This is a genomic window from Caniella muris (genome assembly GCF_943193035.1).
GTDB lineage: Bacteria > Actinomycetota > Coriobacteriia > Coriobacteriales > Atopobiaceae > Granulimonas > Granulimonas faecalis.
On sequence record NZ_CALPCK010000001.1, the window covers coordinates 605,478 to 622,896 of the forward strand.

General features: G+C 72.2%; 15 protein-coding genes. 5 read left to right on the forward strand and 10 right to left on the reverse strand.

All coding sequences use genetic code 11. From position 1 onward, the window contains the following. Positions 1-236: 236 nt before the first annotated feature. Together ppk1 and rlmD are read left to right on the forward strand one after the other, a co-directional pair. Positions 237-3,065 carry a polyphosphate kinase 1 gene (gene ppk1 / locus NFR49_RS02735; RefSeq protein WP_251158141.1) on the forward strand — a complete coding sequence of 943 codons (2,829 nt, stop codon included), beginning with the start codon at positions 237-239 and terminating at the stop codon, positions 3,063-3,065. Further along, positions 3,066-4,382 carry a 23S rRNA (uracil(1939)-C(5))-methyltransferase RlmD gene (gene rlmD, locus NFR49_RS02740; RefSeq protein WP_251158142.1) on the forward strand — a complete coding sequence of 439 codons (1,317 nt, stop codon included), beginning with the start codon at positions 3,066-3,068 and terminating at the stop codon, positions 4,380-4,382. A gap of 133 nt (positions 4,383-4,515) precedes the next feature. On the opposite strand, the gene NFR49_RS02745 is transcribed toward rlmD, so the two are convergent. Genes NFR49_RS02745 through NFR49_RS02755 form a run of 3 tightly spaced genes read right to left on the reverse strand, consistent with a single transcriptional unit; the run spans position 4,516 to position 6,663 of the window. Beyond that, positions 4,516-5,484 (reverse strand): P1 family peptidase, encoded by a 969-nt coding sequence (locus tag NFR49_RS02745; protein WP_251158143.1) that lies wholly within the window; start codon positions 5,482-5,484, stop codon positions 4,516-4,518. A gap of 26 nt (positions 5,485-5,510) precedes the next feature. Next, positions 5,511-6,107 carry a Maf family protein gene (locus tag NFR49_RS02750; RefSeq protein ID WP_251158144.1) on the reverse strand — a complete coding sequence of 199 codons (597 nt, stop codon included), beginning with the start codon at positions 6,105-6,107 and terminating at the stop codon, positions 5,511-5,513. A gap of 4 nt (positions 6,108-6,111) precedes the next feature. Further along, a complete protein-coding gene (locus tag NFR49_RS02755) occupies positions 6,112-6,663 on the reverse strand; it encodes a DJ-1 family glyoxalase III (protein ID WP_251158145.1) in 552 nt (183 codons plus the stop codon). A 111-nt stretch (positions 6,664-6,774) separates the two neighbouring features. On the opposite strand from NFR49_RS02755, the gene NFR49_RS02760 reads away from it, so the two are divergent. Beyond that, positions 6,775-7,614 carry an HAD-IIB family hydrolase gene (locus NFR49_RS02760; RefSeq protein WP_251158146.1) on the forward strand — a complete coding sequence of 280 codons (840 nt, stop codon included), beginning with the start codon at positions 6,775-6,777 and terminating at the stop codon, positions 7,612-7,614. A gap of 124 nt (positions 7,615-7,738) precedes the next feature. Here NFR49_RS02760 and NFR49_RS02765 read toward each other — a convergent pair whose 3' ends face one another. Together NFR49_RS02765 and glf are read right to left on the reverse strand one after the other, a co-directional pair. Then, positions 7,739-8,776 carry a glycosyltransferase family 2 protein gene (locus tag NFR49_RS02765; protein ID WP_251158147.1) on the reverse strand — a complete coding sequence of 346 codons (1,038 nt, stop codon included), beginning with the start codon at positions 8,774-8,776 and terminating at the stop codon, positions 7,739-7,741. A 52-nt stretch (positions 8,777-8,828) separates the two neighbouring features. After that, positions 8,829-10,031: a UDP-galactopyranose mutase gene (glf, locus tag NFR49_RS02770; RefSeq protein ID WP_251158148.1), complete on the reverse strand. Its 1,203-nt coding sequence runs from the start codon at positions 10,029-10,031 to the stop codon at positions 8,829-8,831. Between the two features lie 196 nt (positions 10,032-10,227). Between glf and pta the strand changes: the two genes are divergently transcribed. After that, positions 10,228-11,214, forward strand: a complete 987-nt coding sequence (pta, locus tag NFR49_RS02775) for a phosphate acetyltransferase (RefSeq protein ID WP_135977255.1) — start codon at positions 10,228-10,230, stop codon at positions 11,212-11,214. 108 nt (positions 11,215-11,322) lie between these two features. Here the strand turns inward: pta and NFR49_RS02780 are convergent, their stop codons facing one another. Genes NFR49_RS02780 through pckA form a run of 3 tightly spaced genes read right to left on the reverse strand, consistent with a single transcriptional unit; the run spans position 11,323 to position 13,961 of the window. Then, a complete protein-coding gene (locus tag NFR49_RS02780; RefSeq protein ID WP_251158149.1) occupies positions 11,323-11,808 on the reverse strand; it encodes a GNAT family N-acetyltransferase in 486 nt (161 codons plus the stop codon). Then, positions 11,809-12,324 (reverse strand): nitroreductase family protein, encoded by a 516-nt coding sequence (locus NFR49_RS02785; RefSeq protein ID WP_251158150.1) that lies wholly within the window; start codon positions 12,322-12,324, stop codon positions 11,809-11,811. A gap of 38 nt (positions 12,325-12,362) precedes the next feature. Next, positions 12,363-13,961: a phosphoenolpyruvate carboxykinase (ATP) gene (gene pckA / locus NFR49_RS02790; protein ID WP_251158151.1), complete on the reverse strand. Its 1,599-nt coding sequence runs from the start codon at positions 13,959-13,961 to the stop codon at positions 12,363-12,365. 233 nt (positions 13,962-14,194) lie between these two features. Between pckA and NFR49_RS02795 the strand changes: the two genes are divergently transcribed. Continuing rightward, positions 14,195-14,980 (forward strand): 4Fe-4S binding protein, encoded by a 786-nt coding sequence (locus tag NFR49_RS02795; protein WP_251158152.1) that lies wholly within the window; start codon positions 14,195-14,197, stop codon positions 14,978-14,980. Here the strand turns inward: NFR49_RS02795 and NFR49_RS02800 are convergent. Both NFR49_RS02800 and NFR49_RS02810 read right to left on the reverse strand, forming a co-directional pair. Then, positions 14,977-16,395 carry an ATP-binding cassette domain-containing protein gene (locus NFR49_RS02800; protein WP_275557126.1) on the reverse strand — a complete coding sequence of 473 codons (1,419 nt, stop codon included), beginning with the start codon at positions 16,393-16,395 and terminating at the stop codon, positions 14,977-14,979. The two genes, NFR49_RS02795 and NFR49_RS02800, sit on opposite strands and share 4 nt — an antisense overlap. Then, complete coding sequence (locus tag NFR49_RS02810) at positions 16,396-17,409, reverse strand: ABC transporter substrate-binding protein (RefSeq protein WP_251158153.1); 1,014 nt, start codon at positions 17,407-17,409, stop codon at positions 16,396-16,398. Positions 17,410-17,419: the final 10 nt, after the last annotated feature.

Here is a 17,419-nt window from a genome sequence, read left to right on the forward strand (position 1 = left end):
CAACATACGATAATACTGTTATATCTGTCATATATCGACCTACCCTAATTTTTGCATATAGTCCTCTATATTCCGAATATTATTGCAGGACAATGCAAGAGGGGCGCCGCCCGATGCACCGCCCTTCGCCGGCCCGAGGGGACCGTCGGGTTTCGCCTGGCCGACAAAGCCCCCTCCCGCCGGGTCTCCCGCGCATAATGGGGTGGAGAAAAAACGAGCCCGAGGAGCCCAAGCCCATGGCCAAGACCCCCAAAGACAAGAAGCTGAAAAAACAGGGCCACAAGCACCCCAAGAAAAAGGCCAAGAAGGACATGAGGGACAGGAAGGCCGCCGGCGGCCCCAAGGGAGGGGGCGACGCCGCGGCCCTCCGGGCCTACGCCAAGAACGCGAGCCACAAGAGCCACGAGAAGAGCCGCAAGGCCAGGGCCGGCGACGCCCCCCGCCAGGTGCGGGACTACTCCTACACCCAGAACCGCGAGGTGAGCTGGCTCAGGTTCGACGACCGCGTGCTCACCGAGGCCCTCACCCCCGAGGTCCCCCTCTTCGAGAGGCTCAAGTTCTGCGCCATCTTCCAGTCCAACCTCGACGAGTGGTTCATGATCCGGGTGGGGGGCCTGTCCACCATGGAGGGGCTCAAGAACCCTCCCCGGGACAACAAGAGCGACCTCACCCCGGCCCAGCAGCTCGACGCCCTCTTCTCCCTCCTGCCCGACCTGCTCGGGCGCCAGGAGGAGGCGTTCCACGCCATCGAGCGCCAGCTGGAGCGCTTCGGCCTCGAGCGGGTGTCCGTGGGCGACTTCGACGACAGGGACAACGTCTGCGTGGGACGCCACTTCGAACGGGTGCTCATGCCGGTGCTCTCGCCCCTCGTCGTCGACCCCCGCCACCCCTTCCCCAACCTCAGGAACGGCCAGCTCTACGTCATGTGCGCCCTCGACGCCGGCGAGGAGGGCGAGCTCCTCGGCATGGTGGAGGTGCCCCCCAACGCCGGACGGGTGGTGGCCCTGCCGTCGGCCGCCGACCGCTACCGCTACGCCCTGGTGGAGGACGTCATCGTCCAAGGCCTCGCCCACTCCGACGTCTTCGGCGACATGGTGCCCACCAAGTGCGCCGTGGTGCGCGTCACCCGCAACGCCGACATCGACCCCGACGGCGAGGGGGTCGAGGAGGAGGAGGACTACCGCCAGCACATGAAGAAGATCCTGCGCAGGCGCCTGCGCCTCGACCCGGTGCGCGTGGAGTTCCAGGGGCACCTGGGCGAGGGGCTCGAGGAGCTCGTGCGGGAGGAGCTCGGCCTCTCCCGGGAGCGCGTGAGCTTCCTGGACATGCCCCTGGACCTCTCCTACGTGTACGGCCTCGAGTCGAGGCTCCCGGCGCGCCACCGCGCGGCGCTCCTGTTCGACCCGTTCGAGCCCCAGCCCTCGCCGATGGTGGACGGCGGACGGCCCGTGCGCGACCAGGTCATGGACCACGACGTGCTGCTCTACTTCCCCTACGAGTCCATGAACCCGTTCCTCAACCTCGTGCGTCAGGCGGCCGAGGACGACGAGTGCATCGCCATCCGCATCACCCTCTACCGCGTGGCCACCCGCTCGCGGCTGTGCGAGAGCCTCATCGCCGCCGCCGAGAACGGCAAGGACGTCACCGTCCTCATGGAGCTGCGCGCGCGGTTCGACGAGAAGAACAACATCGAGTGGGCCGAGCGCCTCTCCCAGGCCGGCTGCACCGTGATCTACGGGTCGGAGGGGTACAAGTGCCACTCCAAGATCTGCCAGATCACCTACCACGGCGCCGACGGCATCCGGCGCATCACCTGCCTCGGCACCGGCAACTTCAACGAGAAGACCGCCCGGCTCTACTCCGACTTCATGCTGCTCACGGCCGACAAGGCCATCGGCGAGGACGGCAACGCGTTCTTCCGCAACCTCACCCTGGGCAACCTCCACGGCTCCTACCGCCACCTGGGCGTGGCCCCCTCCGGCCTCAAGCCCCTCATCATGCGGGGCCTCGACCGTGAGATCGGGAGGGCCCGCTCCGGCCGGCGCGGCCGGGTGTTCATGAAGATGAACTCCTTCACCGACCGCGACGTCATCGACAAGGTGGCCGAGGCCGTGCAGGCCGGCGTGTCGGTGACCCTCGTGGTCCGGGGCATCTGCTGCATCCTGCCGGGCATCCACGACAGGACCGAGGGGCTCGAGATCCGCCAGGTCGTGGGCCGGCTCCTCGAGCACTCCCGCGTCTACGCCTTCGGCGAGCACGCCGACACCCTCTACCTGTCGAGCGCCGACATGATGACCAGGAACACCGAGCGCCGGGTGGAGATCGCCTTCCCCGTGCTCGACCCGGTCTGCCGCGAGCTGGTGGTGGAGTACATGGACCTGCAGCTGTCGGACAACGTCAAGGCGAGGCGCCTGACCGCCGGGGGCACCTGGGACCCCATCGAGGTGGAGGCCGACGAGCCCCTGGTCAACAGCCAGGAGGTGCTCATGGCCCTCGCCTGCCACCACGCCATGGCCAAGATGGGGACCGACGGGAGGGGCGCGCCCCTCTCGCCCGAGCTCGCCTCCCTGCCCCCCGACGTCATCCGGCGCCTGATCTCCCTCTACGCCGGCTACGGCGCCCGCCGGGTGCCCGACGTCGCGTCGTCCGTCGAGGCGGAGCCGCCCACGGCGGACCCCGTGGTGGAGGACGAGGTCCTGGCCCGCGCCGTGACCGACGGCGCGGTGGCGCTCGCCGACGCCGTCGCCGCCGTGGAGCCGGGCGGCGCGCCGCCCGGCAACCCGGACTCCTCCGCCCCCGACGGGACCGCCGGCGCCGAGGCGCCGGCCGCGCCGGACGAGGTACCGGCGGAGGCCACCGTGGAGGGGGCCGACGGCGGGGACGCCCCCACCACCATCGTGCGCAGGCCGCCGGGACGCGTGGCCACGGCCCTCTCCCTCATCGGGCTGGGCCTTCGCACGCTGGTGATGGGCCCGGAGGCCGCCCAGGCCGCCCAGGCCAAGGCCGACCGGAAGAACGAGCGGGAGCAGAGGCGGCGCGAGCGGCGCCGCAGGGAGGGGCGGTAGATGCGCCTCGAGATAGAGTCCATGGCCTACGGGCCCGACGCCGTCGCCCACGCCGAGGACGGGCGGGCGGTGTTCGTATCGGGTGCGGTGCCCGGCGACGTCGTGGAGGCCGAGGTCCTCCGCGAGGAGAAGAGCTTCCTCAGGGCCCGGGTGACGGAGGTCCTCGAGCCGTCGCCCGACCGCGTGGAGCCGCGCTGCCCCTGGGCGTCGGTCTGCGGCGGGTGCCCCTGGGCCGCCATGGACCGCACGGCCCAGCTCGGGGCCAAGCGCGACAACGTCGTGCAGTCCCTCGCCCGCATCGGGCGCCTGGGGACGGAGCGCGCCGAGGCCCTCGTGACCCCGGTCGAGGCGCCCGGGGCGCCGTGGGGCTACCGCAACAAGGTGGAGCTCGCCGTGGAGCGCCGTCGCGGCCGCTGCGTCGTGGGCATGCACACGGCCGGCGGCCCCGGCGTGGTCAAGGTCGACCGCTGCCTGCTGCTGGACGCGGACCACGAGAGGCTCGTGAAGGCGGTGTCGGGCTCGCTCTCCTACCTCGCCAACTCCCACGCCCTGGACGTCGAGCGCGTGGGCATCCGCGCGTCGCGGCGCACCGGCGACGTGGAGGTGGCCCTCTGGACCGAGCCGAGCCCCTTCCCCCGCGCCCAGGCGGCCAAGGTGATCGGCGACGCCACCGCCGCGAGCTCCATCGTGCGCGTCATGACCAAGGGCCCGCTCAAGGCCCGCAGGCTCGCGGGCACCGAGCGCCTGGCCGGCAACGGCTGGTGGTCGGAGCGAGTCCTCGACGAGTCCATGCGCGTGAGCGCCCCGTCGTTCTTCCAGGTGAACACGCTCGGGGCCGAGCGGCTCGTACAGATCGTCATGGAGGGGCTCGCACCCACCCGGGACGATTCCGCCATGGACCTCTACTCCGGCGGCGGCACGTTCACGCTGCCCCTGGCGAGGCGCGCCGGCTGGGTGGACGCCGTGGAGTCCTACGGGCCCGCCGTGGGCGACCTGCGACGCAACCTGGGGCGGGCCGGCATCGACAACGCCGACCCCGTGGGCGGCGACGCGGGCCGGGAGTTCCCCGACGAGGGCGCCGACATCGTGGTGGTGGACCCGCCCCGGGCGGGACTCGCCGCCGACGTCGTGGAGAAGATCTCGGCCCTGGACGCCCGGGCCGTCGCCTATGTGTCGTGCGACCCGGCGACCCTGGCCCGGGACCTCGCCCGGTTCGAGGAGGCAGGGCGCCTCGAGCCCGTCTCGGTGCGGCCGGTGGACCTCTTCCCCCAGACCTTCCACGTGGAGACGGTCACGATGCTGAGGCCGCGCGGCTAGGGCCGCCGCACGGTTGGCGGAGGGACCGCGGGTATCCGGGAGGGGCCGGACGGGTGCGCCACCCGTCCGGCCCCTCCCCCATGGGGACGCGTCGATTCGATGGGCCCGGGGCGCCCCGCGGCCGGGCCCGGCCTCAGCCGGCGGCGCCGGGGAACCCGTAGGCCGTGCGGGCGTGGCGGCAGCCGTTGGCCACGGCCTCGGCGAGCACCCGCTGGCCGAGGACGCCCACGAGGTCGACGGGGACCTCCACGTCGCCCGCCGCGAGCACGAACACGGCGTCGCCGTCGTTGGTGGTGTGGGAGGGCACGATGGCGCGGGCGTAGCCGTCGGAGCACATCTGGGCCACCTTGGTGGCCTGGGCCTTGGTGAGGCGGGCGTTGGCCACCACGCACGAGATCGTGGTATTGGTGCGCCCGAGGACGGAGAGGGGCATCCGGGCGCCGGCGCAGAGGGCGGCCAGCGGGTCGGCCACCTGCACCGCGGAGTCGGACGCCACCCGGGCGCCCGCCACGGGCGCGCCGGTGGCGGGGTCGACCACGGACCCGACGGCGTTCACGGCGGTGACGGCCGTGACGGTGAGGGGGCCGGTCGAGGCACTCGCCCAGCCGAAGCCGCCCTTCATGGCGAGGTCGGGCCCCAGGAACTTGCCGACGGTGCAGCCGGTGCCGGCGCCCACGTTGCCCTGGGCCAGGCCGGCGGCGCCCGCGCCGTCGAGGGCCTCCGCGCAGGCGGCAGCCCCCATGGCGGCGTCGGGGCGCACGGCGGGGTCGCCCACGGCGAGGTCGAACAGGCAGGCCCCGCAGACGATGGGCACACGGCAGACCCCGAGGTCGAGGCCCAGGCCGCGCCGCTCGAGCTCCCCCATGACGCCGGTGGAGGCGGCGAGCCCGTAGGCCGACCCGCCGGAGAGCACCACGGCGTGGACGCGGTCCACGGTCTCCTCCGGGCGGAGCAGGTCCGTCTCGCGCGTGGCCGGGGCGCCCCCCGCCACGTCCACGGCGCCCACGGCGCCCTCGGGCACCACCACCACGGTCACGCCGGTGCCCGCCGCGGGGTCCGTCCCGTGCCCCACGTACACGTCCTCGAATCCCGGGAGCCTCATGGCGCCCCTCCCCTCTCCCTGCGGTCTCAGGCGGTCGCGCCCCGCTGGCCCGCGCGACGGAGGAAGGAGCGCATCCTCCGGGCGAGCTCGGCCACGGGGAGCCCCACCACGTTGTCGTAGTTCCCTGCGATGTCGCGCACGAGCTGGCCGCCGAGGCCCTGGATGGCGTAGGCGCCGGCCTTGTCGGCGGGCTCGCCGCTCGCCACGTAGGACGCGATCTCGGCCGGGTCCAGGTCGAAGAAGCGGACGTCGGTGGTGCAGGCGAACGTCTCGTCCGCCACGGTGCCGTCCGCCCGGCGAAGGGCCATGGCGCAGCCCGTCGAGACGTGGTGCGTGCGGCCGGAGAGCTCGGCGAGCATGGCCTCGGCCTCCTCGGGGGACGAGGGCTTGCCGAGGGCCTCGTCGCCCATCCACACGATGGTGTCGGCGCCGATGACGAGCTCGTTCACCTCGGCCTCGCCCACGAGGGCGAGGGCCTTGGAGCGGGCGAGGCGGGTGACGAGCTCGAGCGGCGACTCGCCGGCCAGGCGGGTCTCGTCGATGTCGGCCGGCATGACCCGGGGGCAGAAGCCGGCGCGGTGCATGAGCTCGATGCGTCGCGGCGACGCCGATGCGAGGATCACGGCGCTAACCCAGCAGCATGGCGGAGGCCACGGAGTCGCGGGCGTCGTCGCCCGCGAGCGCCGCCACGAGGGCGAGCCCGAAGGGCAGCGCGAAGCCGGGGCCGCTGGCCGTCACGAGGTCGCCGTCACGGTAGACGCCGTTCGCGGCAGGGCGCACGCCGTCCGGGAAATCGGTCTCGCAGCCGGGGTAGCAGGTGGCCGTGCGGCCGTCGAGCAGGCCGTTCTCGGCGAGGAGCATGGGGGCGGCGCAGATGCAGCCGAGGAGGCCGCCCTCCCCCATGCGGCGGCGGAGCTCCGCGGAGACGGCGTCGAGGGCGCGAAGGTTGTCCACGCCCACGGAGCCGCCGGGCACGACCACGAGGTCGAAGGCGGAGAGGTCGGTCTCGGCCAGGGTGGCGTCGCAGGTCACCGGCACGCCGTTGGACGAGGTGGCGACGGCGCCGGGGCAGCCGACGCGGGTCACCCTCACGCCGCTGCGGTCGAGGCAGTCGAGCGGCCCCAGGGCCTCGACGGTCTCGAAGCCGTCGGCCAGGAGCACGGCACAGGTCTTCTCCATGGGAGTCCCCCCTTTGGTTGAAAGCGTTCTGTGACCAGTCTAGCGCTGCGGGGCGGGCGGGGCCCGCGGGCTTAGAATGGGTGCGGAATCGGTCAAAAACGAAAGGACCTTATGTACCGCATCGTCGCGAGCGACATGGACGAGACCTTCCTCGGCCACGACAAGAGACCCACCCGCTCGAACCTCGACGCCGTGGCCGCCATGGGCGACCTCGGCGTGAGCTTCGTGGTGGCCACCGGCCGCCCCTACTTCAGCGTGCAGGGCACCCTCGAGGAGGTGGGCACCAAGGGCGACCCGGACGCCTACACCATCTCCCTCAACGGCGGCTACGTCTGCGCCAACGACGGCACCGTCGTGGCGGCCCACCCGCTCGACGCCGAGGTCGTGGACCGGCTCCGCGCCTTCGGCCTCGAGAACGGCCTCTGTGGCCACATGTACCTGGCCGACCGCACCCTGGCCATGAACCTCAACGACGGCGAGCGCGAGTTCCTCGACGGCCGCATGGAGGTCGTGCCCGCCACGTGGGAGGAGGCCGAGGGGCTCGACGAGCCGGTCTACAAGATCCTGTTCGAGGACACCGACCTCGACGAGCTGCACCGCATGCTGGACACGGCCAAAGAGGCGCTCGGCGGCCTCGCCGACAAGGTGGAGCCGGTGTTCTCGAGCGACCGCTACGTGGAGTTCAACCCCGCGGGCGTGGGCAAGGGCTCCGGCCTCGCCGAGATCGCCCGCACCCTGGGCGTCCCCATGGAGGAGACCGTGGCCGTGGGCGACTCGGTGAACGACCTCTCCATGCTCGAGGTCGCCGGGCTGCCCCTCGTGGTGTCCAACGTGAGCGAGCTGGCGCGCCCGCTGCTGCCCGAGGGCTGCGTCGTCTTGGGGTCCAGCTGCGACGAGGGCTGCATGCCCGAGGTGCTCGAGCGCTTCGTGCGCCCCTCCCTCGAGGGCTGACGGTTGCCGCCGGCGGGGCCGCACCGCCGGAAGGCGCCCAAGGGCGCCAAAAAGGCGCCAAAAAGGAAGGCCGCCCCCGCATCGAGCGGGGGCGGCCTTCCTGTCTCACGGGTCCTTGGGGGGCCTAGTTGAACTTGACCACCTTCTGGATGATGCGGTACAGGCCGATGGAGGTCTTCTCCCCCATCTTGGTGGGGAGGTTGGCGCCGATGCCGATGAGGCCCTTGCGGCAGTAGTTGTACATGCGCTTGTCGTACTGCTTGAAGTACTCCCAGAGGGCGTCGCAGTTGAGGCGCGCATTGGGGACGTCGGACAGGCGCGCGAAGATGGAGCACACGGCCATCATGAGGTTCATGTAGTCGAGCATGTACGTGCGGAGCTTGGTGCTCTCGACGTCGTCGTAGAGGTGGTAGGCGTCCATCATGATGCGGGTGACCCGCAGCTGCTGGTCGATGCGGCCCGCCATGACCTTCTCGTTGACCGACTGGTCCTCGCGGCCAATGAAGTAGCGGTAGAGGTCGACGTCCAGGTAGTAGAGCGTCTTGCAGCGGGGCAGCGGCACGTAGGCGTAGATGTTGTCCACGTAGAACGTGTGCGCCGGCATGGGGATGCCGCCGTCGCGCAGGATGTCGGTGCGGTAGCACAGGGCGTGCATGAGCAGGTTCTGGTCGTAGCCGAAGTGCCCGATCTTCTCCCAGGTGAGGACCTTGTTGCGGCGCAGGGCGAACCGATAGTCGATGACGTTCTGCTTGCCGTCCTCCACGTGCTCGTAGACGTAGTTGGTGACGACGAGGTCCACGCGCACGTCGTAGTCGATGAAGCTGCGGAGGGTCTTCATCAGGGAGTCGAGGGCGTCGCCGTCGTACCAGTCGTCCGAGTCGCACACCTTGAAGTAGACGCCGTCGGCCGCCTCGAGCGCGGAGAGGACGGCCATACCGTGGCCGCCGTTCTCCTGGTGGATGGCCTTCACGAGGTCGGGGTAGCGGGCCTCCCATGCCTTGGCCTTGGCGAAGGTGTCGTCCTTGGTGGAGCCGTCGTCGACGATGATGACCTGGATGTCGTCGGAGAAGTGGGCCCCCTCGAGGATCGAGGAGATCGCGTGGTCCATGTACTCGGCCGAGTTGTAGCAGGGAATGCCTACGGAAAGCGTCTTGGTGCTCATCGGTGGGTGCGTCCTCATCTGTCGGGTTTCCTGACGGGTCGTGGTGCCCCCGTCAGGCGTGGGCGGCCATGAGTTCGTCGGAGAGTGCCAGGGCCGACGCGGTGACGCCGTCCATGTCGTAGTAGCGGTACTCGGCGAGGCGGCCGACCGGGTGGAAGTTGGTGAGGTGGTCCACACGGTCGCGGTAGCGGCGGTACAGCTCCTCGTTCTGGGGCTCGATGATGGCGTAGTAGGGCGTCATGCCGCGGCCGCGCTCGTAGGGCTGCGGGTACTCGCGCATGATGGTGGTGACGCCCTCCTTGACCTGGCCGGTCATGATCTTGAACTCGGTGATGCGAGTGAAGTCCTCGCTCGTGGTGTAGTTGACGGTGCCCACGGGCTGGAACCGGTCCATGTCCAGGGTCTCGAAGCGCATGTCGAGGCTGCGGTAGGGCAGGTCGCCGAGGTCGCAGCCGAACAGCTCGTCGAGGGGGCCGGTGTAGACGACCTCGCCGCCGTAGGGCCTGCCCTGGACGGTGACGTGCTCGTCGTCCACGGCCAGGATGTCGCGGGCGTCGACCTCGAGGAAGACGTCGATGAGGTCGTGGTCGAGCATGCGCTCGAACATGCGGGTGTAGCCCTGCTCGGGCATGCCCTGGTAGGGGGCCGCCGGGAAGTAGCGGTCGTCGTCGCCGATGAACACCGGGACGCGGCCGGTGATGGACGGGTCGATCTCGTCGGGGGTCTTGCCCCACTGCTTCATCGTGTAGTAGAGGAAGACGTTCTCGTAGACGTAGTCCGCAACCTCCTGCAGGTCGGGGTCGTTCTTCTCCCGGAGCTGCATGATGGGCACCTTCTTGTTCTCGCCGAAGGCGGCCACGAGCTTGCGGTAGAGCTCCTCGCCGCGCTCCTCGCCGAAGGCGAGCTTGAGGCTGGCGTGGTTGAACGGGACTGGCATGAGGGTGCCGTGGATGTCGGCCAGCACGCGGTGCTGGTAGTCCGTCCAGCCGGTGAAGCGGGAGAGGAACTGGTCCACGCGCTCGGAGAAGGTGTGGTAGATGTGCGGGCCGTACACGTGCACGAGGATCCCCGCGTCGTCGTAGGCGTCGTAGGCGTTGCCGGCGATGTGGTCGCGGCGCTCGAGGACGCACACCTTGAAGCCGCAGCCCTCGGCGAGCCGGCGGGCGCAGACCGCCCCGGCATAGCCGGCGCCGACGACCACCATGTCGTAGTCCTCGGCGCGGAAACCCTCCGGCAGCCCGGTACGTATGCTCATGGATCGAACCCTTCTGTCACGGCACGGAGGCGCCCCCGGACCGTCGGGCAGCCAGGAGACGCCAAGCCACGTATTCCGCAAGAAATGTTAGCACGCGTACCTATAATGGTCGCGAGCGGCACGGGCCGCCACGATATGCCCGCATGGAAGGCCGGCGCTCGGCCGCGGGGCCCACCCAGAGAGAGGAAGCGTTTCCATGAGCGACTTTTTGGCACGTATGAAGGCACAGGCGGCAGGCGACCGCAAGACCATCGTGCTCCCCGAGGGCGAGGACCCCAGAACCATCGAGGCCGCCCGCCGGATCGTGGAAGAGGGCCTCGCGGACCTCGTCATCCTCCACAACGGCGAGGAGCCCGAGCCCGTGGAGGGCGCCCGCATGGTCGACCCCCGCACCTCGCCCAAGCACGAGGCCTACGCCCAGGAGCTCCGCCGCCTCCGCGCCAAGAAGGGCATGACCATCGAGCAGGCCCGCGAGCTCGTGGACGACGCCACGTACTTCGGCACCATGATGGTCAAGATGGGCGACGCCGACGGCCTCGTCTCGGGCGCCTGCCACTCCACCGCCAACACGCTGCGGCCCGCGCTCCAGATCCTCAAGACCGCCCCGGGCACCAAGCTCGTCTCCGGCTTCATGGTCGTGTGCGTGCCCGACTGCGAGTACGGCGACCACGGCACCTTCGTCTTCTCCGACATCGGACTCAACGAGTACCCCGACGCCGAGGCCCTCTCCGAGATAGCCATCGCGAGCGCCGCCTCCTGGAAGCAGCTCATGGGCACCGAGCCCCACGTGGCCATGCTCTCCTACTCCAGCCACGGCTCCGCCAACTCCGAGTACGTGGACAAGGTGGCCGAGGCCACGGCCCTCGTGCACGCCAAGGCCCCCGGCCTCCTCTGCGACGGCGAGCTCCAGACCGACGCCGCCCTCGACGAGACCGTGGGCGCGCTGAAGGCCCCCACCTCCGAGGTGGCCGGCAACGCCGACGTCCTCGTCTTCCCCAACCTCGACGCCGGCAACATCGGCTACAAGCTCGTGCAGCGCCTGGCCAAGGCCGAGGCCTACGGCCCGCTGCTCCAGGGCATCGCCAAGCCGGTCAACGACCTCTCCCGCGGCTGCTCCGCCACCGACATCGTGGCCGTGGTGGCCATCACCGCCGTCCAGGCCCAGCTCGCCTCCGCCGAGTAGGCCGCAGCCCGACAACCGCACTCGCACGCAGAGGGCCGGGCGCCGCTCCCCCGACGGGGACGGCGCCCGGCCCTCCCCCATGGCGCGGCGCGGTGCCCGAAGGCCCCGTCAGACCAGCTCGAAGGCCAGGCGCTCCGTGCCGTCGTGGACGGTGACCGTGCCGCGGGGCGAGAAACCCCGGGCGGCGACGGCACGGAGCATGGGGGCGTTGTCCCGGTGGGTGTCGACGCGCACGTGGGGGTTCTCGGAGCGGGCCTGCTCCACGGCGGCGGCGAGGACCCCGTGGGCCGAGCCGTCGGACGCCACGCGGTGCAGCGTGACGTAGGGAGAGGCGTCGAGCCACCCGCCGTCGATGGAGGCGTAGGAGGGCTCGTCGCCCGGGCAGACGGCGAAGCACCCGCAGACGCGGCCGTCCACCTCCGTCACCCAGAGGCGCCCCGCGGAGACGTCCTCCGCCACGAGCGCGGCCGGGGGCCACGACGAGCCCCACTGCACGGGGTTCCCCGAGGCCGCCATGAACCGCCGCGCGGCGGCGTAGACGGCCAGGCAGGCCGGGATGTCGGCCTCGGTGGCCGGGCGGCGGGCAAGGGCCACCTAGAGCTCCGAGTAGAGCTCGTCCACGGGCTTGCGGCGCCCGTGCTGCTCGGCCGGGGCCGCGTCGGGGGCCGGGTAGCCGATGGGGAACAGGGCCACGAGGTCGTAGCCGGCCGTCTCGGGCAGCGCCGCCTGGAGCGCCGGGGCGTCGAAGCAGGCCACCCACGTGCTGCCGAGGCCGAGGTCGGAGGCGGCGAGCATCATCTGGGTCGCGGCGATGGAGGCGTCCACGCAGGCGAAGTTTGCCGAGTCGTACCTGCGGGTCCACGCCTCGTCGGCCTTGGCGCCCACGAGCAGGAACTCGGGCGCGCCGAAGGTGAACCGGCAGTTCCCCTCGACGGCGGCGCGGGCCTCCTCGGAGGCGATCCGCCACACGTGGAACGGCTGGCGGTTCACGGCCGTGGGGGCCACGCGGGCCGCCTCCACGACGGCGGCGAGCTTCTCGGGCTCGACGGCCCGCGAGCCGTCGAAGGCACGGCACGAGTACCGGGCGCGGACGAGGTCGGTGTACTCCATGGCGAAGCCTTTCTCGCAGGGCCCCGGCCGGGCGGCCGTCAGGCCTCGGGGATGTGGGGGCCGCCGGCCTCGGCGATGTCGGCCATGTCGGGGAACCGGCGGTCGAAGTTCTCCTTGAACATGATAGCCAGCTCGAGGGCGCAGCGGTCGTAGGCGCAGCCGTCCACCCAGGTGCTCCGGGGGTCGAGGATGCGCGGCTCCACGCCGGGGCAGGACAGCGGGACGTCGAGGTTGAAGAGGTCGTTGTGCACGAACGTCGCCTCCTCGATGGAGCCGTCGAGCACGGCGTCGACGATGGCGCGGGTGGCACCGAGGTCGATGCGGTGGCCCGTGCCGTAGGGGCCGCCGGTCCAGCCGGTGTTCACGAGGTAGCAGCGCACCTGGTGTCGACCGATCTTCTCGCCGAGCTTGCGGGCGTAGACCTCGGGGGCCAGCGGCATGAACGGCTCGCCGAACATGGAGGAGAACGTGGGCTGGGGCTCCTCGACGCCCTCCTCGGTACCGGCCACCTTGGAGGTGAAGCCGGTGAGGAAGTGGTACTTGGCGCCCTCGGGGGTGAGGCGCGAGACCGGGGGCAACACCCCGAAGGCGTCGGCCGTGAGGAAGATGACGACGTCGGGGATGCCGTCCACGCCGGTGAGCAGGGCGTTCTTGACGTACTCCACGGGGTAGGACACGCGGGTGTTCTCGGTGACCGAGTCGTCCATGTAGTCGGGCTTGCGCGTGAGCGGGTTCAGCACCACGTTCTCGCAGAGGGTGCCGAACCGGATGGCGTCCCAGATCTCGGGCTCTCGGTTGCGGGTGAGGCCGATGGTCTTGGCGTAGCAGCCGCCCTCGATGTTGAAGACGCCCTCGCGGCACCACGCGTGCTCGTCGTCGCCGATGAGCTGACGGCGCGGGTCGGCCGAGAGGGTGGTCTTGCCGGTGCCCGAGAGGCCGAAGAACACGGCGCTGGAGTTGGTGGCGGGGTCGACGTTGGCCGAGCAGTGCATGGTGAGGACGTCGTCCTCCACCGGCAGCAGGTAGTTCATGACCGAGAAGACGGCCTTCTTGATCTCGCCCGAGTAACCGGTGCCGGCCACGAGCACCACGCGCTCCTCGAAGTTGATGACGACGGCCACCTCGGAGTTGGTGCCGTGGACCTTGGGGTCGCACTTGAAGCTGGGGCACGCCAGGACCACGAAGTCCGGGTCGCCGTATCGCCAGAGCTCGAAGCGGTTGGGGCGCACGAGCATCTGCTTGACGAAGAGCGCCTGGTGGGCCTCCTCGGCCACCACCATGAACTTGCGGCTGTGGGGGCGCCGGGCGCCGGCGAGGCCGCGGATGACGAACGGGTCGCGCTCGCTCAGGCGCTCGCAGATGCCGCGTTTGATGCGGCGGTAGTGCTCCTCGGAGATGGGGCGGTTGACGTCGCCCCAGCAGATGACGGAGCGCTGGGCCTCGGTGTCCACGATGAAGCGGTCCTTGGGCGAGCGGCCGCAGCGGTCGCCCGTGCGCACGACGAGGGAGCCCGTGGACGCGAGCTCGCCCTCCTTGCGGACGAGCGCCTCCTCCACCAGCTGGGTCACGGAGAGGTCCCAGTGGACGTCCTCCTCCTGGACGCGGATGCCGTAGGCGGAAAGTCGCTCGTCGAACATGGGACCTCCTCGGGTACGCGGCGGCCCGGCCGCGGCACAGGGCCGGGACCGGGTCTCGACGACGGGGATTGGAAAACAACGCGAACGAAACGGCGCGCTGTCGGCGTGTTTCACGGGCTATCGAGCCACCGCAACACAGTCTGAACGAATCTATCTTGCCCCATGGGACCGAGGGGCGCCATAGTTGGGATGTTAAATCTTGGGACGGGGCGCGGCCCCGGGAGGGAGGCGCCGTGGAGCCGTCGTCAGCGACCGTCGCGGCCTACAGCCCGTGCGGGTCCACCGCCGCGGTGTGCCGGGCCGTCGCCGAGGGCACGGGGCTCGCCTGGGACGAGCGCGACCTCGCGCGGGGCACGCGGCCCGAGCCCGTGGACCCTGGCACCCTCGTGGTGCTCGGGGCGCCGGTGGCCGGCGGCGCCGTGCCGGCCCTGGGGCGGGAGCGCCTCGGGCGCGTTCACACGGCGTTCTCCCCCTGCGTCCTCGTGTGCGCCTACGGGGACCGCGACCCGGGCCACGGGCTCCACGACCTCGAGGGCCTCGCGCCGGGCCTCGGGCTCGTCCCCGTGGCGGCCGTGCTCGCGCCGGTGCGCCACGTCATGGTCCCCGCCCTCGGCGCCGGCCGGCCCACGGGGGACGACCTCGCCGTCTACCGCTCGTTCGGCGCCGCCGTCGCCGCCGCGCTCCGGGACGCCGGCGGGCTCTTCGACCTCGCTCCCCCGCCGCTCCCGCCCGCCTCCTGCCCCCGCGAGCGCCTCGAGCTCGGGTTCACGGCCGAGTGCGACCCGGCCGCCTGCGTAGGGTGCGGGGCCTGCGCGGGAGAGTGCCCCGCCGGCTGCATCCCCGCCGACGAGCCCTACCTCACCGACACCGCCCGCTGCGACGGCTGCATGGCCTGCATCGGGGTGTGCCCCGTGCGGGCGCGGTCCCTCTCGGACCCGGCCCGGCTCGCCGCCGTGCGGGAGCACTGCGTCGCGGGGTGGGAGGGGCCGCACCGCCCGCGGCTCGTCATGGGGGCCTAGGCGCCGCCCGCCGGCGAGAGCGGGACGACCCGGGCCCCGAGCCAGGCCGCCTCCTCGGGCCCGTGCACGAGGCAGACGACGGCGCGCGTGCGGGCGGCCCCGCGCACCGCGGCGGCGACGGAGTCCCGGGCGCCTGCGTCCAGTCCCGCGAAGGGCTCGTCGAGGACGAGGGGGCCCGCGGGGGCGGCGAGGGCCCGGGCCAGGGCCACGCGGCGGCGCTGGCCGCCGGAGAGCCCACCTACCGGGCGACCGAGGCAGCCCTCGGGCAGGAGCCGCCCCAGCGCGGAGCGGGCCGCCGCCGCGTCGCCGCAGACAAGCGCCACGTTCTCCTCGGCCGTGAGGCCGTCCACGAGGTCGGTGCCCTGCGTGAGCAGGCCGAGGGGGGCACCGGGCCCGCACTCCCCCGCCGACGGCCCGAGCCACCCGCACCAGGCGGCGGCGAGGCTGGACTTGCCCGCCCCGGACGGCCCCACCACGGCCACGGGGTCGCCCGGCGCCGCCTCGAGGGTGACCGGCGCCGCGACGGGCCCCCCGCCGCGAGAGACCTCGAGCCCGCGGGCCCACAGCGCGGTGCCGCGCCCCCGGGCGGCCGGGCCCCGGCGCACGGCCAGGGACACGGCGAGGCGCCGGGACCAGGGCACCGACGCGGCCACGAGGGCCGTGACGAGGCGCTCGGACACCGCCGCGCAGGCCACGACCGTGACGGTCCACGCCATGAGGGCCGGGGTGTCGAGCAGGAACTTGGCCTGGTAGACCTGGGCGCCCAGGGTGGTGCCGGACAGAGCGATGAGCTCGGCGGCGACGCCGGCCTTCCACGCCATGCCCACCGCCACGCGGGAGGTCGCCGCGAGGTAGGGCTGGAGGCCGGGCCAGACGCAGGCCAGGAGCCTCGGCCAGCGGCCCACGCCCATGGCGGCGAGGGCGTCCTCGACGGCGCGGTCGCGGGCGCCGAGCCCCTCGAGGGCCGAGAAGTAGTAGGCCGGGAGCACGACCATGGCCACGCACGCCATGCCGACGCCGGCGGAGCCCACCCAGAGCAGCAGGATCACCACGAGGCACGCCACGGGGACGGCCTTGAGGGCCAGCATGGGCGGCTCCAGGGCCACGCGCACCCCGGGGCGCCGCGAGGCGAGGGCCCCCAGGAGGCAGCCGAGGGCGGCGGAGCCGAGAAAGCCCAGGGCCACGTGGAGCGCCGAGAGCCCCACGGAGCCCCAGTAGGCCCCGGTGGACGCGAGCGCCGCGAGGGAGGCGGCGGCATCGACGGGGCCGCTGAGCAGGAGCGGCCGGCCCACGGCCCACGCCGCGAGCTGCCACAGGGCGAGCCAGCCGAGGACGGCGGCCGCCCGGGCCCGGCGCGCGGCGGCGGGGCCGTGCGCGGGCGCCGGGCGGCCGCCGTTCGGGGACGTGCGGGCCATCTAGTCGAGCCAGTAGAAGTCGTCCTCGGGCATGCCGCCGCCCACCGACGCGGGGTCGGCGTCGAAGAGCACCGAGAGGTAGCCGGACAGGGCGTCCCTCATCTCCTGGCCGGTGACGCAGGCGAGCCCGCAGTGCGGGATGGCCTTCTCGGCGAGGGCCTCGTTGTCCACGACGCCCTTCTCGACGGCCACCTTGGCGGCCGCCGCCGGGTCGGCGAGCACGGCCTCGACGGACGCCTTCTGGGCGTCGACGAAGGAGCGGACCTCGTCGGGGTGCTCGGCGAGGAACTCCGCGCGCACCACGGTGACGCCGGTCACGAGCTCGGAGCCCTCGGGCGCCACGGCCTTCCAGGCGTCGCCGAGGCCGAAGGCGGTGCGGGCGCCGGACACCTTGGAGAGGGCCGCGGTGGCGTAGGGCTGGGGCAGCACGGCGACGGCGGAGGGGTCGGCCGCCAGCGCGGCGACGACCTCGGTGGCCTCGCTCTTGTACTCGAGGGTCACCTGGTCGGCCACGCCGGCCTTGGAGAGCAGGTACTCCATCACGTACTGGGGCGTGGCACCCTTGCCGGTGAGGTAGACCGTGCGCCCGGCGAGGGACGCGACGTCGGTGACGCCGGCGTCGGCCGTGACGCACTCGAGCACCGAGAGGGTGTTGATGTCGACGGCCTGCACCTCGCCGTCGGTCTTCTGGTAGAGCACGGCGGCCACGTTGGCGGGCACGAGGGCGACGTCCACGTCGCCGGCCACGACCTTCTTGACCACCTCGTCGGCGGTGCCCACGACCTCGAAGGAGCAGGGCACGGGGGCGTCGCCGGCGTCGGTCTCGGCCATGAGGTCGAGGAGGCCTATGGAGGTGGGGCCCTTCATGGACGCCACGCGGACGGTGACGGGCGCCTTCCCCGCGTCATCGGCGGGGGCGGCGGTGTCGGCGGGGCCGCAGGCGGCGAGGCCGCAGACGGCGAACAGGGCGAGGGCGGCGGCGATGGCGGCCGCCCGGAAGCGCTTCTTGACCATGGGGTTCCTT